Raw genomic sequence first — 13,417 nt, 5'->3', positions numbered from 1 at the left:
TCAGTGCTCCAGGTAGACGCGCACGGAGCCGGGCTCGGTCGGGGTGCCGTAGTCGTCGAGGACCTGAACGTTGATGATCACCCAGCCGTTGTCGCGGACGTTGTTGACGGTGTTGTAGTTGAGCGCCGGCATCGCCGGGGTGAAGTCGCGTCCGGTGGCGATCTGGCTGGACACAGGCGGGGTGGGCTGGCAGACCTCGCCGAACGCGGACCTGGTGCAGCGTTCGATCTGGACGGTGACCATCCAGCGGACCGGCCACGAGTCGGGCTGGGTCCACACGATCGCGGGCATGCGGCCCGGCGGGACGCTGGAGTTGGTGACCGGCTGGGAGATGACGGGCTTGGCCGCGGCGGCGGACACGCCGAGGTCGACGGTGCTGCCCTTGGCCGCGGTCGCGCCGCCGGGCAGGGACTGCCGGGTCACCGCGCCGGGGCCGCGGGAGTTGTCCCAGCCGTACTGGATGGTCCCGGCGACGAAGCCGGCCTTGGCCAGGGCGGCCTTGGCGTCGGCGGGCGGCAGGCCGATCAGCTTCGGCACGGCGACCAGCTCGACCGGGACGGGACTGGCCGACACGGCGGGTGTGGCCGACGCCGTGGGCTGCGGGGTCGCGGCGGGCTGCTCACCCTCGGGCCACACCACCCAGGTGATGACGCCGATGACGAGCACGGCCAGCGCCGCGGCTACGACGATCCACCACGGGAACGGCTTCTTCTCCGGGGCGGGCGGGGCCGGCACGACGACGGCGACGCGGCGGCTGAGCACCGACGTCTCCTCGGGGGCGTCGGACAGCTCGGCGTCGCGCTGCGCGCCCAGGGCCAGCGGCGGGGTGAGCCGGGCCTGGAACTCGTAGCGCCCGGCCGGGGCCGACTGCGGCACGTTGATCTTCACGACGAGGGGGGCTGTCGCACCCGGCTTCGGGCGCGGGTACTCCTCGACCGCGAACCACGACGCGTCGGTGTCGGCTCCGGTGTGGAAGTCGATGCTCGGCCGTCCGGTGCGCCGGGACTGGTTGGTGATGGTGAAGGTCACCTCCGCGGCGCGGTCCTGGCCGAGGGTCACCTCCGGGGTGGCCGTGGTGATGACCCACTTCTCGGTCTTCTCGGTCTTGTCGTTCACGGAAGTACTCCCATCTCGAAGGTGGTGGCGGCGGGTTTGTCCAGCTCGACGATGTGCCGGACCCGCTCGATCAGGTCGCTGCCTGCGGGGATGCGCACGATCAGGTGGAACGGCCGGTCTGCCGACTCCTCGATCACGAGGTCGGTCAGGCCGGTGGCCAGGGCGACGGCCGAGCGCAGGCCCTCGGCGGTGCCCCGCGCCTGGGCCAGCGCGGTGCCGTGCGCGACCAGGTCCCGGCCGCTGCCGAGGTGGTCCACGGCCACCCAGCGGGCCAGGAACGGCACCAGCTGGGGCGGGCAGCGGTACGGGTGGAACAGGTCCTCGACCGTGGCCAGGCGGGCCTCGCCGGCCTCGTGCAGGGCCTCCATCACGTCCAGCAGCGCCCACAGCACCCCGGACGGGTGCAGCGCCCGCTGGTAGGCGGCGGGCAGCAGCGCGGCGATCGCGTCACGGCGCATCCTCGGTCACCACCTCGATGTCGTGCTCACCTGAGACGAGCAGCCAGGTGGGCGGGATGGTGACGAGCTGGCGCAGTTCCGTGTCGGCGGCCGAGCGCCACTGGCCGGGCCCGGCGACGACGTGGGTGCCGCGGTTGCCGCCGGCGAACACCTGGCCGCCGGCGGCGATGGTGCGCACCGGCTCGAACCTGGTCCGGTCGCGCAGCGGCAGGCCGCAGTTGACCGACGGGGACTCCCACTGGGGTGCGGCCGCGGTGGTGTCCAGACGCAGCACTCCCCCGCTCTGGCTGGCCGCGTACGCGGCGCCGTCGACGAAGTCCAGGCCCCAGCAGGTGCCGCCGGTCCATCCGGCGGACAGTTCCTGCCAGCGCACGTCGGCTTCGAACAGCCGGGCCCGGTAGCAGCCCTTGCCGGGTTTGCGGGGGTCGGTGGTGCCGGTGCCGACCCACAGCACCGTGTCCGGCCCGTCGAGCTGCACGGCGAGGGCCCGGGTGTCGACGCCGTTGAGGCCGACGTGGGCGAACGTGCCCTGCCTTCCCCCGGCCGTGGACAGGTACACCCCGTAGGTGGTCTCGGCGGCCAGTGCCACGCCCCACACGCCGCGCTCGGACACGAACGTGCGCACCGAGTTGAAGCCGCGGTCCTGGTCCTTGGTGTCGACGATGATCTGCAGCGGGACAGCGCCGTCGAGCAGCGACATCTCGTACAGGCCGACGTCGGTGGCCAGCAGCAGCGACACCGCCTCCTCGCGGTCGATCCACGCGGCCTCCAGCACGACCGCGTCGATCTCGGTCAGCTTGCGCCAGGTCTCCCCCAGGTCGGCGGACACGTGCACGCACGAGCCGCCCTCGTCAGAGTTGGTGACCACGGCGACCGCGCCGGGGCGGGCGACGACGCCGGGCCGGTCGGACACCGGGGCGGGCACGACCTGGCGCACCGCCTCGCCGGGGAACACGGTGACCAGCTCCCAGCCCTCACCGTCGTTGGTGGACCGGAACACCTGCTCGCCGCCGCCGGCGTACCAGGTGCCGGGCTGGTAGCCGTCGGCGGCGATGGAGCTGACGTCGCGGCTCGGCGCGTGCTCCAGCACGAACCGCACGTCGTCGACGTAGCGCACGCCGGGTTCGGCCTGCTCCAGGATCCGGTACACGTTCGACGCGCGCAGCGGCTCGCCGAACGACCAGCCCTCGACGGTCGCGGGGGCGGGCAGCGGGCTGATCGTCTGGTGCAGCCGGTCGTGGATGCGCCGGCGCACCGCGTCGACGTCCTCCTGCCGGCCGACCACGACGCGGCCCTTCACCGCGACGGTCTTGTACCGGGCCCAGGTCGTGGTGACCGAGGTGCCCAGCGCGCGGCGGCGGTCCAGGTCGGCCTGGGTGTGCAGGCGCACCTCGTCGAGCTGGCGCTCGGCGAGCGCGGCGACGGGCAGCCGCCAGCCGGGCCGGGCCGCCTCGGGCACGTACGGCACCAGGGTCACCTCGACCTCGCCGGGTCGCGCGAACGACCACATCGAGGCCCGGGTGAACGCCCGCGCCCTGGCCACGGCCGGGGACCCGGCGGTGGCCAGCAGCTCGAAGTCGCGGGCGGTGACCGCGCGGTGCAGGCTGAACAGCTCGTACGGGCCGCGCCGGGCGGCGGCGTCGACCTGTTCGATGTCGCGCCCACCGCGCGCCGCCTCGGCGTTGGTGACCCGCAGGCCCGGGATCTGGTCCCGCAGCGCGGTCAGAGTGCCTGCTGCGACGTTGCCGGACGCGCCGCCGCCGACGCGGTACCACAGCCGGATCTCGCGGTGGGCTTCCGGCACCGCGCCGGGGACCGTGCCGCCGTCGAGGGCGGGCGCGAAGGTGACCGTCCCGGCGGCCGGGTCGAGCAGGTACGCCCGGTCGGCGGGGCCGAGCCCGGCGAACGTCTCGACGCGCTGCCAGATCTCGAAGGTGTGCCCGTCGAACTCGCGGGCCGCGCCGGTGACCGGCCCGGTCGCCTGCACGCCGAGCAGCACTTCGAGGGGCTCGCCGGTGGTGGCCAGCGGTGTCCGGTCGGCGCGCAGCACCAGGCCCGGCAGGCCGGTGCCTCGGCCGAGCAGCTCCCCGTCGACGAGTTCGCAGTGGTAGGCGCGCACCCGGGTCTCGGTCTCGCCCTCGGCGAGCACGGCCGGGGCGGTGGTGGTGAACACGACCGGCTGCGGGTCCGCGCCCCGGGCCGCGGCGACCCGGGTGCCCGCGGGGATCGCGATGCGGCCGGTGTCGGCGCCGGTGCGGGTGAAGGTCAGCTCGGCCCAGGCCGACGCGGGCGGGCGGCGGGTCACCCCGAGCAGGTTCAGGAACTCCAGGTACGCCTTCTCCGGCAGCCGGTTGAGCCGGTACAGCATCACCTCGGTCAGGTACGCGAACGCTTCGAGCAGCGCCGCGCCGGGGTCGTGGACGGACAGGTCGGTCCAGTCCGGGCACGAGCGGCGTACCCGGTCGCGGGCTTCGGCGACCAGGTCGTTGAACGTCCGGTCGTCCAGGTTCGGCACGGGGATCATGACTGTTCTCCGAGGTCGATGGGGTAGTCGAGGACGCCGGTGGCCAGGGTCTGCCTGACCCGGTAGCGCAGGTGCACGTTGAGCCGCGAGGCGATGTCGGGATCGGGGTCGGCGTCGACCTGCTCGATCTCGATGCGCGGCTCCCAGCGTTCGAGCGCGTGGCGCACGTAGTGGATGGCCAGGCCGGCGGTGGTCTGGTCGTTGGGCGCGAACAGCAGCCGGTGCAGCCGGGAGCCGTAGTCGGGGCGCATCAGCCGCTCGCCGGGCACGGTGCCGAGCAGCAGGATGATGGCCTGGCGGATCGCGTCGTCGCCGTGGACGAACGCGACCCGGCCGGCGGCGGAGGTGACGATGCCCTCCCCCTCGGCGAAGCGCAGGGATGTCGCGGTCATGCCGATGCCTCCACGAAGGACTGGCCGGGGATGCGTACCCCGTAGTGGACGGTGCCCGGGACGGTGCCGTCGGTGAGGCCGTCGAGGCTGTCCAGCACGACGGCGTCGCCGTCGATGCGGATCCAGTCGCTGTAGCCGGTGAACACGCGCAGCGTCCTGCCGCAGGGCTTCATGGTCGCGCCGATGTTGGGGCAGCGGGCGATGGCGCGGCCCTGCGGGTCGTCGTCGACGAGCACGGGGTGCCCGGCGATCTCGACCCAGTGCTGCGACGGGTTGTTGGCCACCTTGCCGTCGTGGTCGCAGCGCACGTCGGACGAGTTATCGATGATCTTCATCCTGGGATCACCTCGGTGGGCAGGCCGGGGATCAGCGCCCGCTCGAAGTCGACGTTCGCGGCGCGGATGGTCATCCGGTGCCCGGGGGCCTCGATGACCAGGTCGGTGCGGGCGAGCAGATGGACTTTGCCCGGGGCGAGGTCGAGGGTGCTGCCGTCGGCGTTGGACAGTTTGATCGACTTGTCGGTGTCGTCGACGACGACCTGCTGGCCCCCGGGGCTGTGCAGGCTCCACCGGCGTACCCGGCCGCCGCTGACGCCGCTGTCGGGTGGGGACACCGCGCCGAAGACCGCGCCGAGCACTATCGCCTCGGCCGGGTCCTCGTGCGGCAGCGCGAGCACGACCAGGTCGCCCGGGTCGGGCAGGGCGACGATGCCCTTGCCGGGCCCGGCTCCCGGGCACAGCACCGGCAGCCAGCCCAGGTCGAGGTCGCCGTGGCCGGGCAGGGTCACCTGGACCCGGCCGCGGCCGTCGGGGTCGTCGACGTCGGTGACCCGGCCCAGCGCGACCGCGGCGGCACTCGACTGCGACGGCCCTTCCGGCGCCTCGGTGCCGAAGGCAGTGCGGTACCCGTCGGCGTCGATCGTGTGCACGGCCGAACACACCGGATAGGTCCCGTCGACGGCGTCGCCGACACCGGCGAGCTCGATCGCGCGGCCGGGTCGCAGCGCCGGGTCGCCCTGAGCGGCGCCGCTGACGCACAGCACCCGCGCCGCGGCCCGGTCCAGCGCCGCCTGCGCCGCTTCGGCCTGGTGACCGGCCGGCTGGTCGATCAGCGCCCGATCACCGTCTCCGGCGAGTCCCGGCAGTGCCGCAGCAGGCCCCGGCCGGTATCCGGGAGCGGCGGCCCGGCCCGTGGTGAACTCTCCCCCGGCGTGCCAGCCGTAGGTGGCGACCCCGCCGACGGCGCGGTCCGCGTGGCCCTCGACCCGGCACTGCCAGAGCGTGTCGCCGAACTTCAGCGCCACCGCTTCGCCACGGGGGCGCAGCGTGTCGAGCACCAGAGTCTGCCCGTCGAGCACCGGGTACCGGCCGAGCCGGGCCGCGGTGCGGGCGAGCAGGTCCCAGTCGGTGGCCCGGTGCTGCAGCAGCCGCTCCAGCGGTGGCCCGGCGTCGGGGCAGCGGACGGCCAGGCCCAGGTCGGCGGTGAGTTCGCGGGCCAGGTCGGCGAGGGTCACGCCGGTGAAGACCCGGGGGCGCTGGCGGGTGCGCAGCCGGTGCAGCAGGTCGTGGGCGACGACCGTCCAGCCGGTCTCCGAGCCCGGTCCGCGGGTCAGCTCCACGGTGCAGACCTCGCCGTCGAACAGCGATTCGCCGTCGACGTCGAGTTCCAGGCGGGCGCCGAAGGGCCAGCCGGCGGCGGTGTGCATGGTCAGCTCGGCCTGAGCGGGCAGACCGATGCGCTGGGTGACCCGGGCCGACAGGACCCGGCCCGGCACGGGCACGCCGTCGAGGCGCACCGAGACGACAGGAATGATCATGACGGAACTCCGAGGACCGACCCGGCGCGTACGGCCAGGGGGTTGTCGATGCTGTTGTGCTCGGCCAGCTCCCGCCACCGGGTCGGGTCGCCCAGCGCCTCGGCGGCCAGCAGGTCGAACCGCGCCCCGCCGCCGCCCGAGCCGTCGCCGGTGGCCTGCACGGCGCTCGCCGCCGTCCGGGCCGGAGGCGTGACGGGCTCGCCTTCGCTGCGGACGAGCTTGAGCCGCAGCCAGGACCGCCGCGGCATGCCGGAGGCGTCGATGGCGTCGAGCCGCTCGGCGACGTTCACCACCACGCCGGGCAGGTTCCACGTCTTGCCCCAGACCAGGCGCACCAGCGGTGGGCGGCCCTGCCCGTTCTCGGCCAGGTGCCACAACCGCCCGGTGAGCCGGCGTACATCGTCGGGCCGGTGCGCGGACTCGACCAGGTCCACGTCGAACAGCAGGTCGAGCACCAGCTCGGTGCGGCCGCCGCCGGTGAACAGCAGCGCGTCGTCGACACCGGTGCCGACCACCGCGCCGGGCAGTGCCGCCGGGCGCACTCCGGCCAGCCGGCGTACCACCAGGGTCTCGGGGTTGACCAGGCAGTCGATGCGCTCGCCGGTGGCGTCGACGAGAAAGGCTATGCGTTCCACGGCCTGCCCTCCTGTTGGTTCTGCCGCAGTCGGCTGCGGTCGGGATCGGTGCGGATCGGCGCGGGGACGGCCCACAACTCGCCGTCGTCGAGCAGCTCCGGCCAGGGGCCGGGCTCCTGCTCGGCGCCCTGCCCGGTCAGCGGCGGCCACGGCGCGGTGGCGGCCTGCACGGCCGTCGGCCGCGCTTCCGGCGGCGCTCCCGCAACCCGAGCCGCCGGGTTCCGGGTCGGCGTGGTGGCCCGTGACCCACCAGGCCAAGGGCTGTCGGCCTCGCCGGCCGAAACCTCAGCGCGTGAAGCTGCGGGCCGCGGTGTCGCGGCTGGTGCGGCCGAAGCCGTTGTCGGCTGCGATCGCATCGCGAGGTCGGCTGCCACCTGCCTTGCGGACGGCGACGGCGACGGCGCATGATCGATCGGTGCGGGCGCGGGCGGCGACGAAGTCCGTGACTGCTCGATCGCGATCCCGGACGGACCGGCCAGACGAGCGCCGGCCTCGGCGACGGTGTCATGGTGCGCGGCCCACAACTTCTGGGTTGTATCCACAACAGATGTGTTGTGGACCGGCGGCATCGACATCGCCGCACCGGGCGTTGCTCGCACGGGACCGGGCTGTCGGCTCCCGGCCCGGCCGGCCGGTGTCGGGAAACTCGCCGTCGACCGTTGCGCCACCTCCCGAGCCGCCTCGTCCGCGAAACTGTGACCTGGTGCCGACAGCTGCCGAGCGGACTCGCCCACCCTGCCGCGACCGGGTGTCGGCAGGTGCCGAGCCGTCTCGTCCGCCGGGCCGCGACCCGGCGCAGGCAGCTGCCGAGCGGCCTCGACCGCAGGGCCGCGACCCGGTGCAGGCAGGTACCGAGCCGTCTCGACCGCCGAGCTACGTGCCGGGCGGCTGGACGCCGCTTCGGCGTTGGCGGGCTGCGGGCGGCCCAGTCGGCGGGCTGCGCCTGCCGGGGCTTCCGGCAGGCCAGGCCCGGCTGGACCGTGCGGCGCAGCCTCGTCCGCGGCTGAGCCCACCGCGCCTCGACCGTCCGAAGCCGGGTCGTCGATCCGCCGGCCGATGGCGGCGGGTTCGTCAGCTCGCCGAGTGACGGCGAACCGCGCCTGCGCCGGGCTCGACACGACGGCGAACCGCGCCCGCGCTTGGCTCGACACGTCGACGTCGACGTCGACGGAGAGGCTCGGCGCTGCCGCGATCCGGGGGTCGGGCCAGGCCGGATACTCCGGGGCGGCCGGGCATAGGGGTCGGGTGGGCGGGGCGTCCGGAACGGGCGTGCGCCCGCCGAGCCGGACGGCCCCGTCCCCCGGTGCGGGCGTCCTCGGCTGGGGAGCGGCGCCCCTCAGGCCGAGGAGGCGCCGCAGCCAGCCGAGCACGTCACGCAGCCGCGCCGACATTGCTGGTCTCCCGCTGGATGCCGTCGTGTGCCAGCACCAGCGTCTCCACCGCGAGCTCGCGGCTCATCGCGTCCAGCGGCGAGCCGTACCACTCCTGCGGCCAGGCGTTGACCAGGTTCCAGCGCAGCGCCTCGGCCGAGCCCGAGCTGTCGAGCATGACGATGGACACGTTGCGGCGGCTGACCCGGCCCTCGACCGCGGTCATCAGCCACTCCCACAGTTCGAGGGACGAGGTGAGGCCGAACCGCAGGGTCACCGGGGCGTACGTGACGCGGCCGGGGATGGCGCGGACCACCGAGTTGTTGCCGGCCTCGCGGTACGAGATGGTCTCGACCTTGATGCCCAGGCCGCCGACCTCGGTGAAGTGGCCCTCGGTGACGTTGTTGATGAGCAGCTTGAAGTTGTAGGCGCGGTAGGGGTCCACCAGGTTGCCCGGCTGGGGGGCGGGGGTGGCGGTCACCTCGGGCATGTCAGGCTCCTGCCTGGTCGCCGCCGGCACCGGCGGACTGGCTGATCTTGAAGATGACGAACTCGGCGGGCTTGACCGGTGCGATGCCGATCATGGTCACGACCTGGCCCGCGTCGCGGACGTCGGCGGGGTTGGTCTCCTCGTCGCACTTGACGAAGAACGCCTCCTGCGGCGTACGGCCCTGCAGCGCGCCGTCGCGCCACACCCGGGTGAGGAACGCGCTGACGTCGCGGCGGATCGACTTCCACAGCAGGGTGTCGTTGGGCTCGAACACGATCCAGCGGGTGCCGTCGCCGATGGACTCCTTGAGCATGTTGAACAGCCGCCGCACGTTCAGGTAGCGCCACTCGCTGCCGGAGGCGGCCAGGGTGCGCGCGCCCCAGATGCGGATGCCCTCGGCCGGGAAGTGCCGGATGCAGTTGACCCCGGCCGGGTTGAGCACGTCCTGCTCGACCTTGGTGACCCGGTAGGACAGGTCGACCGCGCCGCGCACCGGCTCGTTGGCCGGGGCCTTGTGCACGCCGCGCAGGGTGTCGGTGCGGGCCCACACCCCGGCGACGTGGCCGCTGGGCGGGGTGTTGACGACCTCGCCGGTCAGCGGGTCGCGGACCACCAGCCACGGCACGTAGAAGGTGCCGTAGTCGGACTGGCGCGGGCGCAGCCCGCTGTTGTCCTCGGCCGGCGCGGTCTCGCCGTCGGCGGACTTCTTCGCCGGGGGCTTGGCCGTGGTCATGCCGCCGACGCGGGTCAGCCGCTCGACGTCGCCGGTCTGCTCGGGGCCGTCGAGGATGGCCATCCGGTCGCCCATCAACTCGCAGTGCGCGAGCAGGTCCTCATAGGACAGGGCGTCGGTGTAGCCGGGCGCGGCGACGATGGCGACCTCGTCGATCGCCTCCAGCAGCCGCAGCCCGCTGCGCTGGCGGCCCTTGCCGGCCAGCGGCTCGCCGGAGGCGATGTTGACGACGTAGCAGCGGCCGCCGCCGTTGTCGAAGAAGCCGTACACGGCCCTCGACAGCGGCGTGCTGTCGTTGCTGTCGCCGACGAAGACCCGGACGAACTCCGACCAGCTGTTGACCGCGACCGCCTCGTTGCGGCGGGCGGCGGCGTCCGGTGCGGTGCCGACGAATCCGGCGGTGCTGGTGCCGACCGACTCGATCGGCCTGCTGCCACCGGACACCTCCTCGACATAGATGCCGGGAGACGAGTACACAGGCATTGCTAGACCTCCTGGATTTCGCAGGTGATGACGACGGGTTCGGCCGAGGCGGCCGGGACCTCGGCGGACAGCAGCAGCCCTCGTCCGGCGACGGCCAGGCGCACCGGCCGGTCGGCGACGACGGGCAGCTCGAAGTGGCCCCTGGTGTCGGTGTACGAGGCGGCGGTGCCGTCCGCGGCCGAGACCCGCATGCCGACCAGCGCCACCCCGCCGGGCGTCTGCACCCGGCCGGTGAGCCGGCGCAGCGACACGGTGTCCAGCCGGGGCGGCTCGGTCACCCTCGGGATGCGCGGCGCGGCCGTGGCGACCTGCACCGCGACCTCGCAGAGCAGGGCGACCCGCAGCCGTGCGCCGAGCGCGGTCCACAGCGTGTCCGGCACCGGCTCGGCGAGCAGGTACGGCACGCCGCCGGTGAGGATCCGGTCCAGCGCCTCGATCGCCGTGGCCTCGGGGCCGTCGGCGTGCAGCAGGAACCGCACCCGCAGGCGCAGCGGGTCACCGGGGCGGGCGGGCAGCGTCTCCGGCAGCACCGCGTAGGGCCATACGGCCACCCACGGTCCGCCGAAGGCGCCGGACTGCACGCCCACCGCCGCGGCCGGGTGTTCGACCCGGACCGCCACGTCCACCTCGGCCAGGCTGGCCAGCAGCAGCGCGGACGCTCGGGCCAGGGGCCCGTGGTCCTCGTGATACCGCATCGGAACCTCCGCCTCGTCTCGTGCCGGGGCGGCACGATCGCAGGAAAGAGCGATCCGTCACGGGCGGTGATACATCCGCTGCTGTCAGCTGCGTGACGCGGCGGGCGCTGATTTCCGACGCAGGTCAGGCGGCTCCGGAGCCGAAGCAGCTGAAGCTGTACGCGGTCGCCCAGCGTTCCACCGGGGCCGCGGCCTGTGCGGCGGCCAGCGCGGTCGCGGGGTCGTGCCCGGCGCGCAACCGCTCGTGCAGCCCGAGCATCAGCTCGCGGGTGGCCTCGTCGTCGACCGGTCCGGTGCTGGCGACCAGGGTGCGCGCGCCCGCGCCGAGCAGGGCCGCGGTCAGGCCCATCAGTTCGTCGCCGGGGTGCACCGCGGACAGGCCGGTGTCGCAGGCCGACAGCACCACCAGGTCCGGGGCGCGGCGCAGGGTGGTCAGGTCGTGCACGGTCAGCGGCCCGTCGGCGAGGTCGAGGTGGGAGAAGAGCGGGTTGTCGGCGCGGAACCCGCCGTGCGCGGCCAGGTGCACCCGCCGCGCCCCGTCGATCGCGGCGAGCGTCGCGGCGACGGTCGCCTGTGGCCCGACCAGCAGGTGCGCGCCCGGTGCGAGCTTGGCCAGGGCCTGCACCTCGCCGATGGCGTGGTCGGGCCGGGCGGCGGCGACCAGCACGAACCGCTCGTCCAGGTCGGCGCGGCGGTTGGCGGTGCCGCGGGCCCAGGCGGTCGCCGACGGCGCGACGGTGACCGGCCGTCCCGCGCAGCTCGGCAGGGCCGCCCAGGGCAGGGCCTGCAGCGCCCCGGTCGGGACCACCACCAGGTCACGGTCCCCGGTCAGGCCGGTGAGCGGTTTGAGCAGCCAGTCGTCGAGCTGGCGCAGGCCGTGGCGGGCGGCGGCCTCGGCGGCGGCCAGCGACGCCGGCGAGCCGTAGCGCAGCACGAGGCGGCGCATCGCGAAGCGCAGCGCGGCGATCTCGGGGCCGAGCGCGGCCGCGTCGAGCAGCGGGCACAGCCGGACGCGCCCGCCCGCGACGACGACGGCGAGCAGCCGCCCGTCCTGCTCCACGAGTTCGACCAGGGCGCGGGGGCCGAGCCCGGCGGTGATCTCGTCGACCGAACCCGGGGCGTCCACCGGCGACGCGCCGGGATCGGCGCGCCAGGTGCGGCGGCGGATCGCGTCCTCCAGCGCGCGTTGGCGTTGCAGCGGCCGGGCGCGGCGGATCGCGTCGAGGGAGTCGCCGGCCAGTTCGGCGGTGACCCGGCGCAGCTGGGCGAGTTCGCGTACCAGGTCGGGGTCGTCGTGCGGGGTGCTCGGGGGCAGCCGCAGCGTCGCGGCGCGCCAGCGTTCGGCCCAGGTGAGGACCTGCCGGGCGGAGCGCTGCGACAGGGCCAGCCGCACCCCGAGCGCGGCGAGGTCGCCGCCCTCGGCGGAGCTGAGCACCCGCAGTTCGGTCGCGCCGAGCGCGGCCCGGTACTGGTCGAGCAGGCGCAGCCCGGCGCGCAGTGCCCGCCGGGCCCCGGCCAGGTCGCCTTGGTGCAGGCGGCTGAGCGCCTGGGCGTGGCAGGCGCGGATGCGCAGCCGGGCGGTGCCCCGTCCGGGGACGACGGCGGCGAGGTCGGCGAGCGCGGCCGGGTCGCCGCCTTCGGCCGCGTACAGCCGCGCCTCCAGGGCCTGCTCGGGCCAGCCGGCCGCGTCCAGCGCGCCGGCCAGCGCCCGCAGCCGCGCCGTACGTCGCCCCGGCGCGGCCCGTGCCTGCAGGTATTCGGCATGCACCGCCCACCTGTCGCGGTGTTGGCGGCCGAACGCGCGCCGGGCCAGCCGGGCCGGTTCACGAGCGGCTTCGGCGTCACCGGCCGCGAGGGCGGTCTGTGCCTGCAGCAGCCGGGCCTGCGGCAGCAGCGTGCCGAGCCGCGCCGCGGCGGCGATCTCGACGGCCTCCTGCGCGACCTGGTGCGCCTCGGGCAGCAGCCGGGCCGCCAGCAGCAGCTCGGCCCGGTCGATCAGCGCCTCGGCGGGACGCGCGCCACTGCGCCGGAAGTGCTCGTCGGCCTTGTCGTACCAGGTCAGCGCAGTGACGATATCGCCGCTGGAGGCCGCGACGAACCCGAGGTTGTGCTGCGCCTGGGCCGCCGCGCCGGGCAGGGAAAGCTCGCGGTACAGCTGCTCGGCGCGCCCCAGGTCGGCTCGTGCCTGCGCGAACGCGCCCCGGTACGTCTGCAGCACGCCCCGGTTGGTCAGTGCCCTGGCCTGCCACAGCCGGTCGTCGTGGCGGCGGAAGCTGGCCAGCGCGGACGTGTACGCGGCGAGGGCCTGCTCGTCGCGGCCCAGCCGGCGCAGCAGGATCCCGTGCTGCATCCGGGCTCTGGCCAGTGGCAGCCCGTCCAGCGCGGACAGTGCCCGGCCGATCTCGGCCAGCGCGGCGTTCGGGCGGCCGAGGTCGTTGAGCACCAGCGCGAGGCTCATCCGCGACTGCGCCGCCAGCTCCGCCAGCCGCGCCCGGCTCGCGACCGCGACCGAGCGGCGCAGCCGCGCCGCGGCCAGCGCCGGGTCCTGCAGCTCACGTGCGGCGAGACCGAGGATGCGCAGGGACACCGCCGCACCGGCGGGATCGCGTTCGCGTTCGGCGCGGGCCAGCAGCCGTTCGCCGAGCACACCGGCTCGGCGCGGGTCGGCCATCACCATCGCTAGTACGCGTTCATGCTGGCCGACT

Annotated in this window: 12 protein-coding genes; all 12 read right to left on the bottom strand. The window is 74.7% G+C overall.

What is annotated here, in order from left to right; all coding sequences use genetic code 11:
• A complete protein-coding gene (locus F6W97_RS01345; RefSeq protein WP_155368252.1) occupies positions 1-1,116 on the bottom strand; it encodes a PASTA domain-containing protein in 1,116 nt (371 codons plus the stop codon).
• Positions 1,113-1,574, bottom strand: coding sequence for a phage tail protein (locus F6W97_RS01340; RefSeq protein ID WP_155368251.1), 462 nt, complete (start codon positions 1,572-1,574; stop codon positions 1,113-1,115). The genes F6W97_RS01345 and F6W97_RS01340 overlap by 4 nt, the downstream gene beginning before the upstream one ends.
• Positions 1,564-4,098: a putative baseplate assembly protein gene (locus tag F6W97_RS01335; RefSeq protein WP_155368250.1), complete on the bottom strand. Its 2,535-nt coding sequence runs from the start codon at positions 4,096-4,098 to the stop codon at positions 1,564-1,566. Before F6W97_RS01335 ends, F6W97_RS01340 begins: the two co-directional genes overlap by 11 nt.
• Complete coding sequence (locus F6W97_RS01330; RefSeq protein ID WP_155368249.1) at positions 4,095-4,490, bottom strand: GPW/gp25 family protein; 396 nt, start codon at positions 4,488-4,490, stop codon at positions 4,095-4,097. Before F6W97_RS01330 ends, F6W97_RS01335 begins: the two co-directional genes overlap by 4 nt.
• Complete coding sequence (locus F6W97_RS01325) at positions 4,487-4,825, bottom strand: hypothetical protein (protein ID WP_155368248.1); 339 nt, start codon at positions 4,823-4,825, stop codon at positions 4,487-4,489. Before F6W97_RS01325 ends, F6W97_RS01330 begins: the two co-directional genes overlap by 4 nt.
• Complete coding sequence (locus tag F6W97_RS01320; RefSeq protein WP_155368247.1) at positions 4,822-6,306, bottom strand: phage baseplate assembly protein V; 1,485 nt, start codon at positions 6,304-6,306, stop codon at positions 4,822-4,824. The genes F6W97_RS01325 and F6W97_RS01320 overlap by 4 nt, the downstream gene beginning before the upstream one ends.
• Positions 6,303-6,941, bottom strand: coding sequence for a CIS tube protein (locus F6W97_RS01315; RefSeq protein ID WP_155368246.1), 639 nt, complete (start codon positions 6,939-6,941; stop codon positions 6,303-6,305). Before F6W97_RS01315 ends, F6W97_RS01320 begins: the two co-directional genes overlap by 4 nt.
• Positions 6,929-7,111, bottom strand: coding sequence for a hypothetical protein (locus F6W97_RS01310; RefSeq protein WP_155368245.1), 183 nt, complete (start codon positions 7,109-7,111; stop codon positions 6,929-6,931). Before F6W97_RS01310 ends, F6W97_RS01315 begins: the two co-directional genes overlap by 13 nt.
• A gap of 1,201 nt (positions 7,112-8,312) precedes the next feature.
• Positions 8,313-8,801, bottom strand: coding sequence for a phage tail protein (locus F6W97_RS01305; RefSeq protein ID WP_155368244.1), 489 nt, complete (start codon positions 8,799-8,801; stop codon positions 8,313-8,315).
• Between the two features lies 1 nt (position 8,802).
• Positions 8,803-10,017 carry a phage tail sheath family protein gene (locus F6W97_RS01300; RefSeq protein ID WP_155368243.1) on the bottom strand — a complete coding sequence of 405 codons (1,215 nt, stop codon included), beginning with the start codon at positions 10,015-10,017 and terminating at the stop codon, positions 8,803-8,805.
• Positions 10,018-10,019: 2 nt separating this feature from the next.
• Positions 10,020-10,712 carry a hypothetical protein gene (locus F6W97_RS01295; protein ID WP_155368242.1) on the bottom strand — a complete coding sequence of 231 codons (693 nt, stop codon included), beginning with the start codon at positions 10,710-10,712 and terminating at the stop codon, positions 10,020-10,022.
• A gap of 124 nt (positions 10,713-10,836) precedes the next feature.
• Positions 10,837-13,383, bottom strand: coding sequence for a CHAT domain-containing protein (locus F6W97_RS01290; protein ID WP_230686307.1), 2,547 nt, complete (start codon positions 13,381-13,383; stop codon positions 10,837-10,839).
• Between the last annotated feature and the right edge of the window lie 34 nt (positions 13,384-13,417).

The sequence above is a fragment of the Catellatospora vulcania genome, from assembly GCF_009720385.1.
GTDB lineage: Bacteria > Actinomycetota > Actinomycetes > Mycobacteriales > Micromonosporaceae > Catellatospora > Catellatospora vulcania.
This window is presented reverse-complemented; position numbering and strand designations above follow the sequence as displayed.

Coding starts and splice junctions, on each gene's coding strand:
- F6W97_RS01325 (WP_155368248.1), bottom strand. CDS start 4,825: ATGAAGATCATCGATAACTCGTCCGACGTGCGCTGCGACCACGACGGC.
- F6W97_RS01320 (WP_155368247.1), bottom strand. CDS start 6,306: ATGATCATTCCTGTCGTCTCGGTGCGCCTCGACGGCGTGCCCGTGCCG.
- F6W97_RS01300 (WP_155368243.1), bottom strand. CDS start 10,017: ATGCCTGTGTACTCGTCTCCCGGCATCTATGTCGAGGAGGTGTCCGGT.
- F6W97_RS01305 (WP_155368244.1), bottom strand. CDS start 8,801: ATGCCCGAGGTGACCGCCACCCCCGCCCCCCAGCCGGGCAACCTGGTG.
- F6W97_RS01335 (WP_155368250.1), bottom strand. CDS start 4,098: ATGATCCCCGTGCCGAACCTGGACGACCGGACGTTCAACGACCTGGTC.
- F6W97_RS01330 (WP_155368249.1), bottom strand. CDS start 4,490: ATGACCGCGACATCCCTGCGCTTCGCCGAGGGGGAGGGCATCGTCACC.
- F6W97_RS01340 (WP_155368251.1), bottom strand. CDS start 1,574: ATGCGCCGTGACGCGATCGCCGCGCTGCTGCCCGCCGCCTACCAGCGG.
- F6W97_RS01295 (WP_155368242.1), bottom strand. CDS start 10,712: ATGCGGTATCACGAGGACCACGGGCCCCTGGCCCGAGCGTCCGCGCTG.
- F6W97_RS01290 (WP_230686307.1), bottom strand. CDS start 13,383: ATGGCCGACCCGCGCCGAGCCGGTGTGCTCGGCGAACGGCTGCTGGCC.